This window comes from Bacillus cereus group sp. RP32 (assembly GCF_040459735.1).
Lineage (GTDB): Bacteria > Bacillota > Bacilli > Bacillales > Bacillaceae_G > Bacillus_A > Bacillus_A wiedmannii.
Genome location: NZ_JARVHO010000001.1, coordinates 905738 through 924320, shown reverse-complemented (window position 1 = coordinate 924320; position 18583 = coordinate 905738). Strand labels below are relative to the sequence as shown.

Here is an 18583-nt window from a genome sequence, read left to right as displayed (position 1 = left end):
AAAAAGGAAAATAAAAAAGGCTACCAAATGGTAGCCCTTTATTTTAGAAGTGTTTAGAAACTAATTCTACTAACGCTTCTTTCGGTTTGTAACCTAACGCTTGATCAACTACTTTACCGTCTTTTAATACGAAAAGAGCTGGAATGCTCATTACTTCGAATTGACGAGCAGTTTCTTGGTTTTCATCCACGTCTACTTTTACTACTTTTACTTTTTCGCCTAATTCTGCATCAATTTCCTCTAATACAGGAGCGATCATTTTACAAGGTCCACACCAAGGTGCCCAGAAATCTAATAATACAACACCTTCGCTAGTTTCAGCTGCGAAGCTTTGGTCATTTGCATTTACAATTGCCATTTTATTTCCTCCTTCAAGTATATTCTACCAAGAGTATATCATTAACTTATATACGTGGCGAATAATATGTATCGTTATGTATTGTAACAAAAAAGTGTTCCTTTATACTATATAAAAATACGGATTAAATACTAAAAAGATGAGAGACAGGGGATCTCTCACCTTTTCTATATATAGGGGTACTTCACTTGGAACTCAAGGGTACTCAAATCATGAATGTACTTTTAACTTTTTAAACTCTTCTGTTAAAAGAGGTAAGACTTCAAATAGATCGCCAACAATACCATAGTCAGCTACTTTGAAGATACTTGCTTCTGGGTCTTTATTAATCGCAACGATTATTTTTGAGTTAGACATACCAGCTAAATGCTGAATCGCACCAGAAATACCGCATGCAATGTATAAGTCTGGCGTAACAACTTTACCAGTTTGACCAATTTGTAATGAGTAATCGCAATACTCAGCGTCACAAGCACCACGAGATGCTCCAACAGCGCCGCCTAATACGTCAGCTAACTCTTTTAATGGCTTGAATCCTTCTTCACTCTTCACACCGCGTCCACCAGCGATAATAACTTTCGCTTCAGAAAGGTCAACACCTTCTGCCGTCTTACGGACGACATCTTGAATAATTGTACGTAAATCTTTCACATCTACTGTAATAGAAGACACGTCACCACTGCGAGATTCATCTTTTTCAAGCGTCGCAATGTTATTTGGACGCACTGTCGCAAATAAGATACCGTCTGTTACAATCTTCTTCTCAAACGCTTTACCAGAGTAAATTGGACGAGTAAAGATAACATTTCCACCTTCAACATCTAAAGCAGTTACGTCAGAAACTAGACCAGCTTCAAGCTTCGCTGCTAATTTTGGTGATAAATCTTTACCCAGTGCTGTATGTCCAAATACAATACCTTCTGGCTTTTCTTCAGCATATACAGCTGAAAATGCTTGTGCATAACCATCAGATGTATATGATTTTAATTTATCATTTTCAACTGTCACAACGCGATCTGCACCGTAATGAATCAATTCATTTGCAAAAGAGGCAACGCTGTCTCCAACTAGAAGACCTACTACTTCACCGCCTTCTGCAATTGTTTTTGCTGCTGCTACCGCTTCAAACGAAACGTTACGTAGCGATCCATCACGAACCTCACCCATTACTAATACTTTACGAGCCATAGATTTTCCCTCCTGCATATATAATTTCGTATTTTATTAGATTACTTTCGCTTCTGTATGGAGCAACGATACAAGTTCTTTTACTTGATCTTGCAGCTCGCCTTGTAACACTTTTCCTGCATCTTTCTTAGGAGGCAAATAGATTTCAATTGTTTTTGTCTTTGCTTCCACATCATCTTCTTCTAAATCTAAATCATCTAATTCTACTTCTTCTAGTGGCTTTTTCTTCGCTTTCATAATACCTGGAAGCGATGGATAACGAGGTTCATTTAAACCTTGTTGTGCTGTTACTAAAACTGGTAATGAAGTTTCAATCACTTCCGTATCACCTTCAACATCACGCTCAATCTTCACGTTTGTACCGTCAATTTCAAGTTTTGTAATTGTCGTTACGTACGGAATATTTAACGCTTCTGCTACGCGTGGACCAACTTGTCCAGATGCACCATCAATTGCAACGTTCCCGCCTAAAATTAAATCTACATCTTTATCTTTTAAATATTCAGCAAGTACTTTTGCTGTCGTGAACTGGTCACCATTTTCCACATCATCTTCAATATTAATTAATACAGCTTTATCGCAGCCCATCGCTAATGCCGTACGAAGTTCTTTCTCACTATCTTCGCCACCGACTGTTACAACAGTAACTTCGCCACCTTGTGCGTCTCTTACTTGAATTGCTTCTTCAATCGCATATTCGTCGTAAGGGTTGATGATGAATTCCGCTTCGCCATCGTAAATTGCACCGTTTTTAATTACGATTTTTTCTTCTGTATCAAATGTTCGTTTCATGAGTACGTAGATGTTCATTCCATTTACCCCCTTGTTTTTCAGAAAGATTCTATCAATTTTAATTTTCTGTTAATTTATATTAAAAAAATAATTGAACTACCTGCCACTAAATGAAGGCTTACGTTTTTCTAAAAACGCTGCTACACCTTCTCTTCCATCTTCACCCGTAAATACTTCACCAAAGATTTGAGCTTCGCGTTGTACACCTTCATAATAATGAGACGATTTCGTCGTTTGCAATAACTCTAGTACAGCACGAGTCGTCGCTGGGCTTTTTCCAGCAATCTGTTTTGCAACTTTAAGCGTATCATCTAAAAATGTTTCTTCAGCAAAAACTCCGTTAACAAGCCCCCATTTTAATGCTTCTGCACCAGTAATCGGTGTACTTGTTAACATCATTTCACAAGCTTTCGCTTTCCCAACATAACGTGGTAATCGCTGTGTACCTGCAAATCCAGGTATTAATCCAAGTGTTAATTCAGGTAAACCAAGTTTTGCACTTTCAGTTGCAAAGCGCATGTGGCAAGACATAGCAAACTCAAGGCCGCCGCCAAGTGCCGCTCCATGAATTGCCGCGATAACTGGTTTTGAACATTTTTCAACACGCTCAAACGTAACTTGTCCAAGCTGCGCTAATTCTGTCGCTTGCTTCGCTTCAATAACAGATGTAAATTCTTTAATATCTGCTCCCGCCGAGAAGAAGCGCCCTTCACCGTGAATAACAACAACACGAATGTTATCATCCTTCTCCACTTGATCAATTAATTCAGTAACGTCATGCATAACTTGTGAAGACATCGCGTTTGCCGGCGCATGATTTAACGTCGCCACCGCGATATGATCTTCAACTCTTACAGATAGGAATTTCAACATGATCCCTCCCATTATTGACGATAACCACAAGCTGCAATAAGTAGCCCATGTACCGTTTTTGAAAGTGCGACCAGATCATACTTATGATCGCTCATTACCCAATTGGTCACAACTTCATCTACTGTTCCAAAGATCATTTGTCTTGCCACGCGAACATTTAAATCCGCTTGGAATTCACCTTGCTTTATACCTGTCTCTAAAATCTCATCCATAACTTGTAAGTAGCCTTTTAATACTTCATTTATTTTCAGGCGTAAGTCTTGATTGGACTGTCTTAGCTCTAATTGCGTAACGATAGCAAGAGGATCATTTTGTGATAACAGCAAGAAGTGCGTTTCTACCAACATGAATAACTTCGATACAGCGCTTTCAATTCCTGCTGTTTTTTGACGAATTGTTTCGACAAAATCTCCCATCTTCTCTTGGAATAAGGATATTAATATATCTTCTTTATTTTTAAAATATAAATAAATCGTGCCATCAGCTACCCCAGCTTGCTTTGCTATTTTAGAAACTTGCGCTTGGTGGTACCCATTCTCCGCAATCACAATGACTGCCGCATCAATAATTTGATTGTATTTCGGTCTATTTTTCTTCACTTTACTGTCCCCTTCAAGAAGATGACTGAATGAATAGTCATTCATATTCTTATAATACTGACTATTTAGAAAAGTGTCAATCCTATTTTTTCAAAAAGAAAGGGCCTTAGCCCGTTTGCTCATCCTCATTTTTTCTTTTCTCTTCATCTATTAGGACACGGCGTAAAATTTTTCCGACTGTCGTTTTCGGCAGTTCATCTCTAAACTCATATACTTTCGGCACTTTATAAGCCGCTAAATATTTACGCGCAAACTGGTTTAATTCTTCCTCAGAACACTCCGCACCTTCCTTTAACACAACAAATGCTTTAACTGTCTCTCCCCGGTACGGATCGGGAACTCCAATCGTCACTACTTCTTGCACTTTTTCATGCTCATATAATACTTCTTCTACTTCGCGAGGATACACATTAAATCCACTCGCAACAATCATATCTTTCTTACGGTCTTTCACATAGAAAAATCCATCTTCATCCATGTAACCAACATCCCCTGTATGAAGCCATCCGTCTTGTAATACAGCTGCTGTTTCTTCTGGCTTATTCCAATACCCTTTCATAATTTGAGGACCCTTTACAACAATTTCACCAATTTCCCCCGGAGGTAAAGCCTCTCCAGTTTCAAGTGACATAATGTTTGCCTCTGTATCTGGCCACGGCACACCAATACTTCCTGGCACGCGTTTTTCCCACAAAAAATTCCCATGTGTAACTGGCGACGACTCCGTTAATCCATAACCTTCTACCAATTTCCCACCTGTAACTCTCTCAAACTCTTCCTGTACTTCTACAGGAAGCGGGGCAGATCCACTAATACAAGCTTGAATAGAAGAAATATCATATTCTTTTAAGAGGGGGCTATTTAATAGAGCAATATAAATGGTCGGTGCCCCTGGAAATAGTGTGACTTTATGTTTTTTTATCGCTTCAAAAACCATTTTCATATCAAACTTCGGAATCAGCACCATTTTATATCCTTGCATAATACTTAAATTCATTACAGCTGTCATCCCATACACATGAAAGAACGGAAGGACACCAAGAATTACTTCTTCCCCTTCTTTACAATTATATAGCCAATGAGCTCCCATTAAAGTGTTCGAAACAAGGTTTTTATGCGTCAACATAACGCCTTTCGGAAATCCAGTTGTTCCTCCTGTGTACTGTAAAAGGGCTAGATCATTTTCAGGATCACAAGGCACTTCAACATTAACATTACTTTCTCGTTCTACTGATTTCCATAGATGAATCGTTTCGCTTTCCGACACATTCACAACAAGATTTGCCTGCTTTTTTTGTACAAATGGATAAAGTAAATTTTTAGGGAAGGGTAAAAAGTCCGCAATCCGAGTTACGATAATATGTTCAATTTTTGTAGCAGATTGAACATTCGTTACTCTTGGAAACACTAAATCGAGACAAAGAATTACTTTTGCTCCCGAGTCATGAAGCTGGTATTCTAATTCTCTTTCTGTATATAGTGGATTTGTTTGTACTACGATACCTCCCGCAAGTAATGTACCATAATAACCAATTACAGATTGCGGACAGTTCGGCAACATAATAGCAACTCGATCCCCCTTTTCCACACCGAGTTTTTGAAGATAATTTGCAAACCTCTTCACCTTATCGTGGAAGTCTGAAAATGTAATATCCTTCCCTAAAAAGTGAAGCGCTTTCTTTTCTGGATAACGGGAAGCCACCTGTTCCACATATCCATGAAGCGGCTGAATATCATAAGAAATCGTACTTGGAATTTCTTCTGGATAACTTTTCAACCATGGTTTTTCCACCTTCATTCCCCCTTCAAATACATAAAAATAAATGAATGTTCATTCATGATGGTTGGTTTCATTATATTATAGTCGCCATAACGTTACAATCATAATATTCTGACTTTTGTATAACTATGCTTCACTCCATTAACTTCTTATTATATGTATAAACTCTCCTAATCTTAAAAGAATAAGAGAGTTATTATTTAGCTTAACCTTATTATCGTTAACACAGCTCCTGGTGTAGTTGTTGATAACGTTGCAACAGCTAACAAACCAAATAGTTGCAAACTAATGGCACTTCCAGCCGCAAGAGTCGTAATAATTGTTGCACTAAATGATGTAGTTGCTAACGCAGGAGAATTGATCGTTCCAGCAAGAGGTACACCATTAATTGTAATCCGCGAACTGACTAATAATGAAGCCGTTATATTAATCGTATATGAAATATAATAATTCCCCGCATTTGCAGCCGTAAATACTGTATTCCCCCCAGAAACAGTAATACCTGGACCAATATTTTGATTATTCGGAAGCGGGACATTCGTTCCACCAAGAAGTACCGATATCGCTGTTCCCGATGTATTATTTGCAAAAGCGTATGTTGCCGTTATACTTGTGCCAGTTGCCCCCGTGTCTCCTGTTGCTCCTGTTACTCCCGTTGAACCTGTTGAACCTGTTGCTCCTGTTGGACCCGTTGAACCTGTTGCTCCTGTTGGACCCGTTATTCCCGTTGCTCCCGTTATTCCCGTCGCTCCTGTTGGACCTGTTGCCCCTGTTATTCCCGTCGCTCCTGTTGCCCCTGTTATTCCCGTCGCTCCTGTTGGACCTGTTGCCCCTGTTATTCCCGTCGCTCCCGTTGGACCCGTTGAACCTGTTATTCCCGTCGCTCCTGTTGCCCCTGTTATTCCCGTCGCTCCTGTTGCCCCTGTTATTCCTGTTGCTCCCGTCGGACCCATTGAACCTGTTATTCCCGTCGCTCCCGTTGGACCTGTGTCACCTGTTGGGCCCGTTGCTCCCGTCGGGCCTGTGTCACCTGTTGGGCCCGTTGCTCCTGTTGCTCCCGTCGGACCTGTTGGACCCAGCTTAGGAACTGTCCCATCACAACTAAAACAGCATGAATCAACATGTACACCATTTTGATTATTACACCCACAATATCCATTTATATTATTGCTCCATGAAGACATGTTGATCACTTCCTTTACATTCAATCTTTTAAGTACAATCACCGAGTTAGAAAACACCTATCTAAATAGCAAAGAAATACTTTACCTAGTGGGGATAAACACAGATTTATTCCATACATTCTAGTAATTATTACATGCGATTTCCTCTCTTTTTGCTTGTACTTTCGCCTTCTTGCTCAAACGAAATTCTTTTTCTCTATTCTGCATATACATATAAACTTCAATCCAATTGGTGTATTCATCGGCGGACTACTTGCAGTTAAAATTGTCCTTTTTTCATGGAAATTAGGATTTAGCTCAACAGTCCTTGCTTTAATAGAAATCGGTATTTCAGCTCTCGGCTCAACAATTATTCAACTCTTTATCGTTACGCAAATTTGAATGTTGCTGTACTTGGAGCACCTTATTTCTTATGGTTGGTGAGAAAGAGTTGGAAGAAAGTTAAAAAGGAGCTTCTTGGAAGTCTCCTTTTTTATTCATTCTTATAAGGTCAAAAGGAAACTATCTTTTTTTCACGAATGTAACGAACATAACTAGGAGGGATAAATATGTACCAAACTATTGAAGGCTTCTTGCAATCATGGACATACGAGGCTGAGTCTACTCAAAAAATGCTCGATGCATTAACAGATGAATCTTTGTCAAAAGAAATTGCACCTGGGCACTGGACATTAGGCAGAGTTGCTTGGCATATCGTGACTGCAATTCCAGTTATGCTATCTGGCACAGGGCTTAAGTTTGAAGGAGAATCGAAGGATTATCCTGTACCAACTTCTGCAACAACAATTGCTGATCAATACCGTAAAGTGAATGTAGCTTTTGTTGAAGCTCTTCAAGGCGAATGGACAGATAAAGACTTAGCTACTATTAATGACTTCTTTGGTCGTCCTATGCCGAATTCTATATTTTTAATGACACTCATTAATCATCAAAATCACCATCGCGGACAAATGACGGTTTTAATGCGACAAGCTGGCCTAACAGTCCCTGGCGTATATGGTCCTGCAAAAGAAGAATGGGCTGCGACTGGAATGGAAGCTCCTAAAATGTAACAACAAAAAAAGACAAGGTGTTTACACATCTTGTCTTTTTCTGTAACTTGTTTCATGTGAAACTATTTTTACTAAATGGTTGTTTTATGGAAAAGATAGGTTAAAATGAATACATATTATGAAGAGGAGTAACCAAATTGAATACAAAAAATAAAAAAATAGTTATGGGAACTATTTTACTAACTTCTATTATTGGAGTTATCAGCGTATCTCTTTATTTCACAAGTTATGGTACCCCTTGGGGAAAACAAACAGCAATTACGGAATCAAAAGAATATATTACAAAATACTTTGATCTAGATGCGGAAGTCAAAAATACTTCTTACGATGCTAAAATGAATAGCTATGCAATCTCCTTCGAGACAAGTAAAGACGGAGAGTTTACTATCGAATATAAAAGCCCTAATAACTTTAACATTTCTTCAGGAGTTCAGGAATATTTGAGCAAACACTCCAAATTTACAGAGTAGTAACGAAGCATACATATACAAAAAAAGAGTTGGTGTAACGCCAACTCTTTTTTCTTATTCTTTTCATACAGTTACATCTTCTCTCTCTATATTTTTAATTCCGTAATATGCAATCGCAACTCCAATTGCTGCAAGTGCTAGTTGAAGGGGAAGAAAAGTTGCTGTAGAAAACATTGGGGTGTTATTAATTGCAATTGATACAACGATAAGAGATGAAACAATTGTAGTCGGCACTGAACGTTTACGCATTCCGAAATATAGAGGTATTAAACTTATTCCAGCAGTGGCAATAGCTAAAGGAACAAGATTTATCCCTTCTCTCGTCAATTGATCTACTGTGAATGAATTAGGAAGAATTGCAAAATAGCTATCTATCCCAAAGAAAATTCCTACTACTAAAATGTTAGATACAATAACTGTTATAAATGTTAATGTTGCTGTAATGGCCAACTTACTAATCATCATTTTCTTCCGGTTAATGGGATAAGAAAACATGAGTAATATTGTTTTGTTTTTATATTCATCAATTATTAGTTTCGCTATGAGTACACCACCAAAAATAATGAATGTTGCTCGTACTAATGTACTAGCCGTCAACAACATTGTCTGTGGATCCCTTATTTCTGCATCACCTTCTACTTGAGCAACGATGCTCATAAAGATCATTAATGCCAGTATAGCAATATTTGCAATAACTGCCCCTTTCACATACCATCCAAGCTTAAACTTCTTCAGTTCTAGCTTCATTAAACGTAGCATAATAGTCCTCCTTCCTCATAAGGCTTAATCAATATAAATTACTCCTGTTTTACTTAAAATCTTCACTTCGTTTTTTGCATCACCAATCGTTCCCTCTTTTATTTTTTCTGTATTTTTATCTTTCTTAAGTCCATTTACATTCACCATTACGTCAGACGAATTACTTTTAGCCGTAAGTTTTAAAGATGTCGGAACACCTTTATACCGTACGCCAATATCTCCTGATTTTGTTTCTACAAATAATGATTTTCCTTCTTTCATATCTTTCAGTAATACTTCCCCAGATGTTGAAGTGATGTTCATATTTTCGTTTTTTATATTTTTCACATAATTATCGCCAGTAGTAGAAGTTATATTTACTTCTTGTAACGAACTATCTTTTAACATTAAATCTCCACTTTCGGATATGAATTCACCCTTATCTGCCGATAGTCCTGTAATCATTCCATCTCCAGACTTGCCTTTTGTCACAATACTTTTTACTACTATATCTCTTATTTTCACATCACCCGATTTATTATTTAATACAATTTTATCTATTTCTTTCTTCGGAACAACTATAGATATACTATTTTTCTTCCTAAACGTAAAACCATTAAAGAATCTGGTCGCCTTTTGTTTTTGCTTAACTATAACTTTATTCCCTTCATGTTCTATTTCGACAGGATCTATCTCTTTATCCAATTGTTTACCTTGAGCCAAAATCACTATTTTGTTAGCATCTGTACCTTTAAATTCAATATCCCAGTCTTCATTTTTCACTTCTATTTCTTTTATATGATTTATCTCAAAAGACTTTTCTTTCTTAAAATCTTTCCCCTGAAATACCTTAAAGCCAAAAACCACACTAGCAATTGTCAAAAATAATATTGCAATTACTATTATTTTTTTCACCATTCATACCCCAGTTCGTTTTTGTTTTAGGCTTGCTTCACGCCACATCGATCTTGTCGATTTTACGAAACGATAGATAACTAATGAAAATCCCTAATAAACAGAGCACTATTGGGATAGCTATAAAATCAAACATACTTACTTGATGGCTTTCAGCCCCAACGTTACCACTAATCAGCATACCAATTATTACAGCCGAAGTAATCGTTGTCGGTGTTGATTTCTTTCTCATCCCAAAAAATAAAGAAATTAAACTTATACCAGATATCATAAATGCACTTATAATAGTAGCTGGAACGATAGCTATTATTTCACCTATCGTAGCTGGCGTTTCAATCAGTCCCATCATTGGACTCACAAAATATACGAGCAAACTAATAATAAAAGTAGCGATAATCGTGCTCACAAAACAAAAACAAAAAACAATTGTTAATTTCGCTCTCATTAACATTTTCCTTTGCAGCGGGTACATAAATGATAGTTGTATCGTTTTGTTCTTATACTCATCAATTACTAAACGTGATAAAATAACCGAACTAAAAATAATGAATGTTATCCTAATAAAAATATTTGCTAAAGCCATGTTCTGTGTGAAGTCAGAGAAAAGCACGTCTCCCTCAGCTTTCATTCCTAATGCCATAAGGCTTACTGCAGCGAAAATTGCTATAATACAAATTGCTACACTTTTAAAGTAACTAGATAATCGATGCTTTTTCCACTCAAGCTTCATTAATCTAAGCATACAAACCACTCCTCCATCCTTTATATAACTATCTATATGCTACTAACATTCTAATTCCAGCAGTAACTACGCTCATCATTCCTATCACTATTAGAATTAACAACCATTTCCGCTCAGGTTTTCTATAATATAAAATCCCACTTATGAACATTACAATCAATCCACTTACTAGATTCACTAACAATCCATTAAGCATGAATGCCCTCTCCATCCATTACATTTAAGAAATATTCTTCTAAGGAACTATGTTTTTTATTAATACTTTCAATTTCTACATCGTTCATAATAAGTGCTTTTGAAATAGCTTGTGTCGCCGCCAATTCATACACACGAATCATATTTCCACTCATTATTTTGTAATTTTTTATACCGAGTTTATCTTCTAAAATATAAGCTGCACGCTTCACATCAAGAACAGTAATTTCAATGTACTCTGTTTGTTTTCCGTTAATACTCTTCATTGAAACTTCTTTTATTAGTTTTCCATTTTGAATCACACCAATTGTATCTGCCATTAGTTCCATCTCGCCTAAAATATGACTAGAGACTAATAACGTAATACCATATTCTTTGCAGAGCATTTTAAATAAGTCTCGTAATTCTTTAATACCAATTGGATCTAAACCGTTAATTGGCTCATCTAAAATAAGTAGTTCTGGCTTTGTCACGATTGCCCTTGCAATACCAAGTCGTTGTTTCATTCCCAATGAAAAATCTTTTACTTTTTTATTATCTATCCCTTGCAGCTTCACTAAATGTAACGCATGTTCAATTTCGTTTTTATCGTAATAGCCCATATATTCACAATGTAATTCTAAGTTTTCTTTCGCCGTTAATTTATCATAAAAGATTGGATATTCAATAATTGTCCCCATTCTTTTTAATACTTCATAAGATGTGTCTGTTAACTTCTCACCGAAAATCTCAATGTCACCGCTCGTCGGTTTTATTAAATTTGTAATCATTTTCATAATCGTTGTTTTACCTGCACCATTCGGTCCTAAGAAACCGTATATCTCTCCTTTTTTCACATGCATGTTGACGCTAGAAATAACTTCTTTCCCTTTAAACACTTTCGTTAACTGATTCGTTTTTAATATATATGTCATGTCACTGTCTCCTTTCGCACTACTTTATATTTCTATAATAGACAACGGAAATCTCTTTTTTCTTACCCGTTCCTTACAAATTCCTTACGCTGAAAAAAGCTTGTAGAATCTACTTCTCTACAAGCTAAAACAGCATCTTTTTTAATACAACTGTAAAAATCGTTTTTTTATATGGCTTACTAGAAAGGTGAATTTTCCCATCCATCGCTTCCACAAGCCGTTTCGTAATCGTTAACCCTAAACCGCTCCCTTGGTACAATCTATTTCTTGAATCTTCAAGTGTGTACATACGCTCAAACACTTTATCAATATGAGATTCATCAATTCCTTTTCCTGTATCCCATACATCTATATACACACTCGTTTCATCATCTCTTAGTGTCATCCCAAGTGTCTTTCCATCGTCCCCATATGTAATTGCATTTGATATTAAATTATTTAATACTCTACCTAATACTTCTACATTTCCAAGTGCATATATATTTCTTTCTGGTATATCAATATGAACTTGAAATCCTTTCGTCGTCACCAAATCATAAAAAGATAAAATCTTCTCGCGACAAACTTCATTCATATTTATTTTTGTCATCTCAATTGCCTTGTCACCAGATTCTAATTTTGCTAAATCAAAAAACTTATGAATCAGTTCCATTACTTCTAGTGTTTTCACATGCACCTTTTCAAGTAATATTTGCTGCTCTTCTTTATTTATCGTTTTATCCTTATTTAACATTTCTGTATATCCAAGAATAACTGTTAATGGCGTCTTTAAATCATGTGAAATATTGGAAAGCATTTTTCTCATCGAAATTTCTACTTTCGCATGATCTGCATTCGTTTTCTGTTTTGCAGCTAATAATTGATTAATTGCCACTAATAATTTTTGCAATTCTAGATCATCTGTCATAACGAGTAACTTCTCGCCTGTTTGTTCATTTACAATACTTTCTAACTTTTCGTATGTGTATCGTAAATTTTTGCTACTGTTTTCCCTCATTTTATACTGTATGTAAATGACACATAACAATATAAAAATAATACCTATTAACAAATTGAACATATTACATCACTTCCAACTTATAGCCGATGCCCCATAACGTTTTAATATACTCTGGATTAGATGGATCACTTTCAATTTTCTCGCGCAATCTTCTCATATGAACATTTATAACATTATCATCACCGTAATACTCTTCGTTCCAAACTAACGTATATATTTGCGCTTTTGTAAATACACGATTTTGATTCTTTACGAATAGCTTTAAAATCTCAAATTCTTTTAAAGTCAGTTTGAGGGGCTTTCCGTTTTTTTCAACCGTAAAATTAATTGGATCAATTGCTAAATCACCAATTTGAATCATCTTTTCTGTTGTTTCTGTAGCCGAATATTTCGTAGACCTCCGAATACCCGCTTTTACACGTGCAGCCAATTCAATCATAGAAAATGGCTTACAAATGTAATCATCTGCTCCAAGTCCTAATCCAACAGCTTTATCAACATCTGTATCTTTTGCCGACATCATTAAAATCGGAACGGCACTCTTCTCACGAATAATACGTACAACCTCTAAGCCATCTAACTTTGGCATCATTATATCAAGGATAACTAAATCAAAGGATGATTTAAAAAATGCTTGCACCCCTTCTTCTCCGTCAGACGCGATTGTAACTTGAAAACCTTCTTTTATTAAATACTTTTCCACCATCTCTTGAATTGAAATATCATCTTCAACTAATAAAATATGATGTGACATATGTCTATCCCCTTTTTTTACAAACATTAGCATTTCAATTGTATCGTAACGAATGAATACTGGAAAGAATTATATGAATTTTCAAACCAACTTCCCTTCCTTCCTTAACAATGATATGATAAAATTCACTACTATTGTTCATAATTAACTTTATATAAAGGAGACTTATCATGTCAGAAAACAAAAAAGTAAGCTTAGCTGATTTAATGCGTGAACAACTTGCAAAGAAAAAGCAAGGAAATGGAAATGGTTCAAATAATACAAATCAAAGCCAAGCAACGAAAAAATTACAAAACCAACAAACGAAGAAAACAAACAACCAACGTAGACGTACAGGTGTATAAATGAACGGACAAAAACGTTCTAATATCGCACCCGGTCTTGAAGTTGATATTGTATTAAAACAAGATCAACGCACCGGTAAATTAACACGTGGAATTGTAAAAGATATTTTAACAAACTCCCCTTCTCATCCACATGGCATTAAAGTACGATTGCAGGACGGGCAAGTCGGTAGAGTACAAAATATCGTTCAATAAGAAAAGGAGCTCAAGTAAACTCGAGCTCCTTTTTCTTTATTACCCTTTAATTTTCTCAATGAAAACTACTTTTAAATAGTCTCCCTCTTTAAATTGATCAATTGTACGAAAATCTTCTGGTAAAGAATGTTCTTCTAATATTTTGTATTTACCATTCATTTCTTTAAAGGCTGTATCAATAAATCCTTTAAATTTTTTCATATCGAATGCGCTACAATTTGTAGAGGCAACGATAATCCCGTTATTTTCTGTAATCGCAATTGTTTCTTTTAATAAGTTTTTATAATCTTTCGCTGCACTAAATGTATATTTTTTTGAGCGTGCAAAGCTTGGAGGATCAAGTACAACCATATCAAATTTCATCTTTTTCTTCGCTGCATATTTGAAGTAAAGAAATACATCTTCTACAATAATATCTTGCGCTTCATAATCAACTTCATTTACACTAAACTGCTCAATCGTTTTACTTAAACTACGATTTGCAAGGTCGACACTCGTCGTTTTGCTCGCTCCGCCAAGCGCTGCAAATACAGAGAAAGCACCTGTATAAGAGAACATATTCAACACTGTTCTCCCCTTTGCATATTTATCACGAATTTGTTTTCGAACGTTACGCTGATCTAAAAATACACCAACCATCGCTCCGTCATTTAAATAAACAGCAAAGTTCACACCGTTCTCTTTTACGATAAGCGGGAACTCACCGCGTACTCCTGCTACGAAATCATCGCCTTCAATGTATTTCCCTTTCGTATCAAAACGCTTTTTCTCATAAATACCTTTAAAGTTTGCTACTTTTTGAAGAGCTGCTATAATCTCATCTCTGAAAGTATAAATCCCTTCACTATACCAACTTACTACATAATAGCCGTCATAATAATCGATAATTAAGCCTCCAAGACCATCACCTTCACCATTTAGGGCACGGAATGCTGTCGTATCACTTGATTTGTAAAATTGCTTTCGTTTATGTAAGGCAGATTTTATTTTACTTTCAAAGAAAGATTGATTAATTTGTTCACTCTCTTTTCTCGTTAAAATCCAGCCGTATCCTTTATTTTGTTTTCCATAATAACCTTTTCCGACAAAATTGTTCTTCTCATCTACTACTTTAATGATTGTTCCTTCTTCCTGAACATCATTTAAATTTTGAATCGCATCTTTTAAAATAAGCGGATATCCACTTTTAATTTCTTTTATAAATTTCGGTTTTATTTTTACAGTTATTTCTGATCGCATATAATAACTTCCTTTCCATTTGCATGCTTTCTCTATAGGAAGCATTTAAAAAACGAGCCTGAAAAAACAGCCTCGTTTCACTATACCATATTATTGCTTTGCTAGTACAACTCGCTCATTCTCTCACTTAACCGCCACATATTTACTACATTTTGAAATGGAAATCTTACTGTCCAAAATAATAAAAAAACTTATTTATTTCACATTTACCATTGACAATGATAATGATTTTCATTATCATTTAATGTATATGAGTTCTCGAAAATAAAGGCTACATTTATAGGAGGAATAAAACATGATTATTGTTACAAATACAGCTAAAATTACAAAGGGAAATGGACATAAATTAATTGAGCGTTTTAATAAAGTAGGTCAAGTCGAAACGATGCCAGGCTTTTTAGGATTAGAAGTTCTTTTAACGCAAAATACAGTTGATTATGATGAAGTAACAATTAGCACACGCTGGAATGCAAAAGAAGATTTCCAAGGTTGGACGAAGAGCTCAGCATTTAAAGATGCTCATTCACATCAAGGTGGGATGCCAGAATATATTCTTGATAATAAAATCACTTACTACAATGTTGAAGTTGTACGTATGCCAATGGCTGCAGCACAGTAAACATATTTCTTTTTTAAAGTATAGAATATGAGAAGCGTTACCACTTCTCATATTCTATACTTTTTTTACTATCTCTTTACTAGTTTCGCATGCACGACTAACCTTCCTGCTTCCGGATCAAGTGCATAGTCACACGTCGAAAGTGTTACGATTTGATCACTTGCTGTCAATTTTGTATCCGTTTTGTACAGCGATTTTTCTTGAATTTTCTCCAAAAATGATGTGTATTCCGTATCATTGCTAAAATCCGTTTCAATGTAATAAAAATCAGTTGTTGTTGTATACACCGAGAACACTTCAAGATCATATCCTTCAAATAATGTATCGTAATATAATTTACGATGCGACATGAAGAACTCTTCATCTAACATTTTCTTTAAACTTCCAAACATAGAACCATCTTTCATACGGTGACCATATAAAATAGTATTTCGATTTTGAGATTTCACATCATTACGATAGTCCATAAAAATGCTGCCTGCTCTCATATCTTCACCTTTATAATTACGAAATAAATAGTAATCATTATCTTTCGCCTGAACGATTGGATAATTAATTTGTGTATCGTCCATCGTAATCCATCCAACTATTTCTTGGTTAATTTGCTGCAGAGCTTTGAACTGTTTACGTACTTCTCCGTCTTGTGATTGCTCTTCCATCGGACTCTTTTCATAAATGTTTTGTGCTTCGGCCATTACTTTACGATTTTCATAGTAATCCATGAAAATATCACCTAATTCATATACTGAATAGAAAAAGGTACCTAAAAAAACAACTGTAAGTATTCGTTGAAAAAAAGAATTCTTCTTCCGTTCTTTTTTACTACTCAAATCATCACCTCAAAACGGATTGTTCGCATATTTAAATACCCATTGGGACCATATACAACCCTGTATCTTCATCTTGCTTTACAACGACATCTACACCGTATATCGTCTTTATCATACTTTCTGTCACAACATCATTTGGCTTACCTTTCGTAACAATCTCGCCGTCTTTCATAACGATGATATGATCACTATAGCGAATCGCCTGATTGATATCATGTAATACCATAACGATTGTCAATCCATGTACTTCATTTAACTCTTTTACGAGCTCTAATATTTCAAGTTGATAATAAATATCTAAATATGTTGTCGGTTCATCTAAAAAGAGCATTGGTGTTTTCTGAGCTAACGTCATGGCAATCCAAACCCGTTGTCTTTCTCCACCAGATAAAGCGTGAATCTCTTTATCACGTTTACTTAGCAAATTCGTACATGCTAAAGCCCTTTCGATTGCGTCTCTATCTTCATCAGTTTGCGAGGAAAAAATATTTTTATGAGGCATACGACCATAACTTGTTAATTTCTCTACCGTCATGTCTGCCGGTGCTTCATTTTGTTGATGGACAACGGCTAACTTTCTAGCAAACTCTTTCGGTTTATATTGACTAATCGCCTTCCCATCGAGTATTATCTCACCGCTACGAGGATCGTGATTTCTTGACATCACGCCAAGTAATGTCGATTTCCCACAACCGTTTGGACCAATAATTGTTGTAATTTTACCAATTTCTATTTCACTACTAACCGACTTTAATCGATCCGTTACATTATCATACGAAAAGGTTACATTTTTAATTTCCATGAACTTTATCACTCTTTCTAAGCAAGAATATTAAGAATGGGCCACCAATCACTGCCATAATCGTTGCTGCTGGAATTTCGTTAGGTGGCACAATTAACCTTCCAATCGTATCCGCCGTCAAAATTAACAACGCTCCTGCAAGAGCAGAAAATGGAATTAATACTTTATGATCCGAACCGACTAGTTGTCTTGAAATGTGCGGAACGAGTAATCCTACGAAAGCAATAACACCTGCAATCGCTGTTGATACTGCTGCTAAAAGTACTGCAATAGCAGAAATAATAAGACGAACTCTCGTCACGTGCAAACCTAAGTTTTTCGCAGTCTTATCTTGTAGCGATAATAAGTTACACCAAGCTCCTACAAACAGAGCAAGAATAAGACCAATTGTTCCATATGTAACCATTATTTCTACATCGCCCCACGTCTTCATCGTTATGTTAGAAGTCGTCGTTTGCTTAATACTCTTAATGAAGTATCCGCAAATCGTAATGAACGATTCATTTAATCCAGTGAACATTGCATTAATAGCTATACCAACTAAAATAATGCGAAGCGGACTTAACCCTGACTTCCATGAAAATGCATAAACGAGATAACATGCAAACGCACCACCTAAAAAGGCGAATACGGGTGTCCAGAAAAAGAATTGCGGGAATAACGTAATAATAACAAGTGTCATAAAACTTGCCCCAGAAGATATCCCGATTACCCCAGCATCAGCAAGTGGATTTTTCATAACAGCTTGAAAAAGCACACCTGAAACGGCCAGAGCTGCTCCAGTAAATAGTGCAATAATAATACGTGGGAAACGTAAATCTTTAATTACTTCCACATCTTCATTGGCCCCTGTAAATATCCCTTGTACAAGGTCCACTATCCCTATTTCTAAACTTCCTTTCGTCGCTGACAATGACGTCATAACAATAAGCAATGCAGTAACAATGAGGAAACTCCAAGTTTTTTTATTCATTCCACTCTTCCTTTATATTAAAATGCA

General features: G+C 36.0%; 23 protein-coding genes. 5 read left to right on the top strand and 18 right to left on the bottom strand.

Annotated features, from left to right (window positions below; genetic code table 11):
• Positions 1-43: 43 nt before the first annotated feature.
• From trxA to QCI46_RS04750, 7 genes are all read right to left on the bottom strand, one after another.
• The gene (gene trxA / locus QCI46_RS04780; RefSeq protein ID WP_001018943.1) at positions 44-358 is read right to left on the bottom strand and encodes a thioredoxin; all 315 of its coding nucleotides are present in this window, start codon (positions 356-358) and stop codon (positions 44-46) included.
• A gap of 210 nt (positions 359-568) precedes the next feature.
• Positions 569-1546, bottom strand: a complete 978-nt coding sequence (gene etfA, locus QCI46_RS04775; RefSeq protein ID WP_000101967.1) for an electron transfer flavoprotein subunit alpha — start codon at positions 1544-1546, stop codon at positions 569-571.
• 36 nt (positions 1547-1582) lie between these two features.
• Entirely contained in the window at positions 1583-2356 is a 774-nt protein-coding gene (gene etfB, locus QCI46_RS04770; RefSeq protein WP_001029035.1) for an electron transfer flavoprotein subunit beta, read from the bottom strand.
• A gap of 78 nt (positions 2357-2434) precedes the next feature.
• Positions 2435-3211 carry an enoyl-CoA hydratase gene (locus QCI46_RS04765; protein ID WP_353839712.1) on the bottom strand — a complete coding sequence of 259 codons (777 nt, stop codon included), beginning with the start codon at positions 3209-3211 and terminating at the stop codon, positions 2435-2437.
• A gap of 11 nt (positions 3212-3222) precedes the next feature.
• Positions 3223-3810 (bottom strand): fatty acid metabolism transcriptional regulator FadR, encoded by a 588-nt coding sequence (locus QCI46_RS04760; protein ID WP_000742213.1) that lies wholly within the window; start codon positions 3808-3810, stop codon positions 3223-3225.
• Between the two features lie 106 nt (positions 3811-3916).
• Positions 3917-5602, bottom strand: a complete 1686-nt coding sequence (locus QCI46_RS04755; protein ID WP_064474652.1) for a long-chain-fatty-acid--CoA ligase — start codon at positions 5600-5602, stop codon at positions 3917-3919.
• Positions 5603-5790: 188 nt separating this feature from the next.
• Positions 5791-6774 carry a BclA C-terminal domain-containing protein gene (locus tag QCI46_RS04750; RefSeq protein WP_353839711.1) on the bottom strand — a complete coding sequence of 328 codons (984 nt, stop codon included), beginning with the start codon at positions 6772-6774 and terminating at the stop codon, positions 5791-5793.
• 548 nt (positions 6775-7322) lie between these two features.
• Between QCI46_RS04750 and QCI46_RS04745 the strand changes: the two genes are divergently transcribed.
• Entirely contained in the window at positions 7323-7826 is a 504-nt protein-coding gene (locus QCI46_RS04745) for a DinB family protein (protein ID WP_353839710.1), read from the top strand.
• Positions 7827-7963: 137 nt separating this feature from the next.
• The gene (locus QCI46_RS04740) at positions 7964-8296 is read left to right on the top strand and encodes a YfjL-like protein (RefSeq protein WP_353839709.1); all 333 of its coding nucleotides are present in this window, start codon (positions 7964-7966) and stop codon (positions 8294-8296) included.
• A 63-nt stretch (positions 8297-8359) separates the two neighbouring features.
• Here QCI46_RS04740 and QCI46_RS04735 read toward each other — a convergent pair whose 3' ends face one another.
• The 7 genes from QCI46_RS04735 to QCI46_RS04705 form a co-directional block, all read right to left on the bottom strand.
• Positions 8360-9055 carry an ABC transporter permease gene (locus QCI46_RS04735; RefSeq protein WP_353839708.1) on the bottom strand — a complete coding sequence of 232 codons (696 nt, stop codon included), beginning with the start codon at positions 9053-9055 and terminating at the stop codon, positions 8360-8362.
• Between the two features lie 24 nt (positions 9056-9079).
• The gene (locus QCI46_RS04730) at positions 9080-9952 is read right to left on the bottom strand and encodes a DUF4097 family beta strand repeat-containing protein (RefSeq protein ID WP_353839707.1); all 873 of its coding nucleotides are present in this window, start codon (positions 9950-9952) and stop codon (positions 9080-9082) included.
• A gap of 34 nt (positions 9953-9986) precedes the next feature.
• Positions 9987-10691: an ABC transporter permease gene (locus tag QCI46_RS04725; protein WP_353839706.1), complete on the bottom strand. Its 705-nt coding sequence runs from the start codon at positions 10689-10691 to the stop codon at positions 9987-9989.
• 28 nt (positions 10692-10719) lie between these two features.
• Positions 10720-10887, bottom strand: coding sequence for a hypothetical protein (locus QCI46_RS04720; RefSeq protein ID WP_353839705.1), 168 nt, complete (start codon positions 10885-10887; stop codon positions 10720-10722).
• Positions 10880-11800: an ABC transporter ATP-binding protein gene (locus QCI46_RS04715; RefSeq protein WP_353839704.1), complete on the bottom strand. Its 921-nt coding sequence runs from the start codon at positions 11798-11800 to the stop codon at positions 10880-10882. Before QCI46_RS04715 ends, QCI46_RS04720 begins: the two co-directional genes overlap by 8 nt.
• Positions 11801-11924: 124 nt before the next feature.
• A complete protein-coding gene (locus tag QCI46_RS04710) occupies positions 11925-12860 on the bottom strand; it encodes a HAMP domain-containing histidine kinase (protein WP_353839703.1) in 936 nt (311 codons plus the stop codon).
• A gap of 1 nt (position 12861) precedes the next feature.
• A complete protein-coding gene (locus QCI46_RS04705; RefSeq protein WP_076540559.1) occupies positions 12862-13554 on the bottom strand; it encodes a response regulator transcription factor in 693 nt (230 codons plus the stop codon).
• 170 nt (positions 13555-13724) lie between these two features.
• Here QCI46_RS04705 and QCI46_RS04700 point away from each other — a divergent pair, with 170 nt between their 5' ends.
• Positions 13725-13898 carry a hypothetical protein gene (locus tag QCI46_RS04700; protein WP_001293584.1) on the top strand — a complete coding sequence of 58 codons (174 nt, stop codon included), beginning with the start codon at positions 13725-13727 and terminating at the stop codon, positions 13896-13898.
• A complete protein-coding gene (locus QCI46_RS04695; protein ID WP_001014310.1) occupies positions 13899-14093 on the top strand; it encodes a YwbE family protein in 195 nt (64 codons plus the stop codon).
• A 39-nt stretch (positions 14094-14132) separates the two neighbouring features.
• Here the strand turns inward: QCI46_RS04695 and QCI46_RS04690 are convergent, their stop codons facing one another.
• On the bottom strand, positions 14133-15332 hold the full coding sequence (locus QCI46_RS04690) for a class I SAM-dependent rRNA methyltransferase (protein WP_353839702.1): 1200 nt from the start codon (positions 15330-15332) through the stop codon (positions 14133-14135).
• A gap of 295 nt (positions 15333-15627) precedes the next feature.
• On the opposite strand from QCI46_RS04690, the gene isdG reads away from it, so the two are divergent.
• The gene (gene isdG / locus QCI46_RS04685; protein ID WP_000587825.1) at positions 15628-15951 is read left to right on the top strand and encodes a heme oxygenase; all 324 of its coding nucleotides are present in this window, start codon (positions 15628-15630) and stop codon (positions 15949-15951) included.
• A gap of 68 nt (positions 15952-16019) precedes the next feature.
• Here the strand turns inward: isdG and srtB are convergent, their stop codons facing one another.
• The 3 genes from srtB to QCI46_RS04670 are packed head-to-tail and all read right to left on the bottom strand — an operon-like array spanning position 16020 to position 18556.
• The gene (gene srtB, locus QCI46_RS04680) at positions 16020-16781 is read right to left on the bottom strand and encodes a class B sortase (RefSeq protein WP_088064532.1); all 762 of its coding nucleotides are present in this window, start codon (positions 16779-16781) and stop codon (positions 16020-16022) included.
• Between the two features lie 31 nt (positions 16782-16812).
• Positions 16813-17583, bottom strand: a complete 771-nt coding sequence (locus QCI46_RS04675) for an ABC transporter ATP-binding protein (RefSeq protein WP_064474639.1) — start codon at positions 17581-17583, stop codon at positions 16813-16815.
• Positions 17573-18556, bottom strand: coding sequence for a FecCD family ABC transporter permease (locus QCI46_RS04670; protein ID WP_064474638.1), 984 nt, complete (start codon positions 18554-18556; stop codon positions 17573-17575). The genes QCI46_RS04675 and QCI46_RS04670 overlap by 11 nt, the downstream gene beginning before the upstream one ends.
• Positions 18557-18583: the final 27 nt, after the last annotated feature.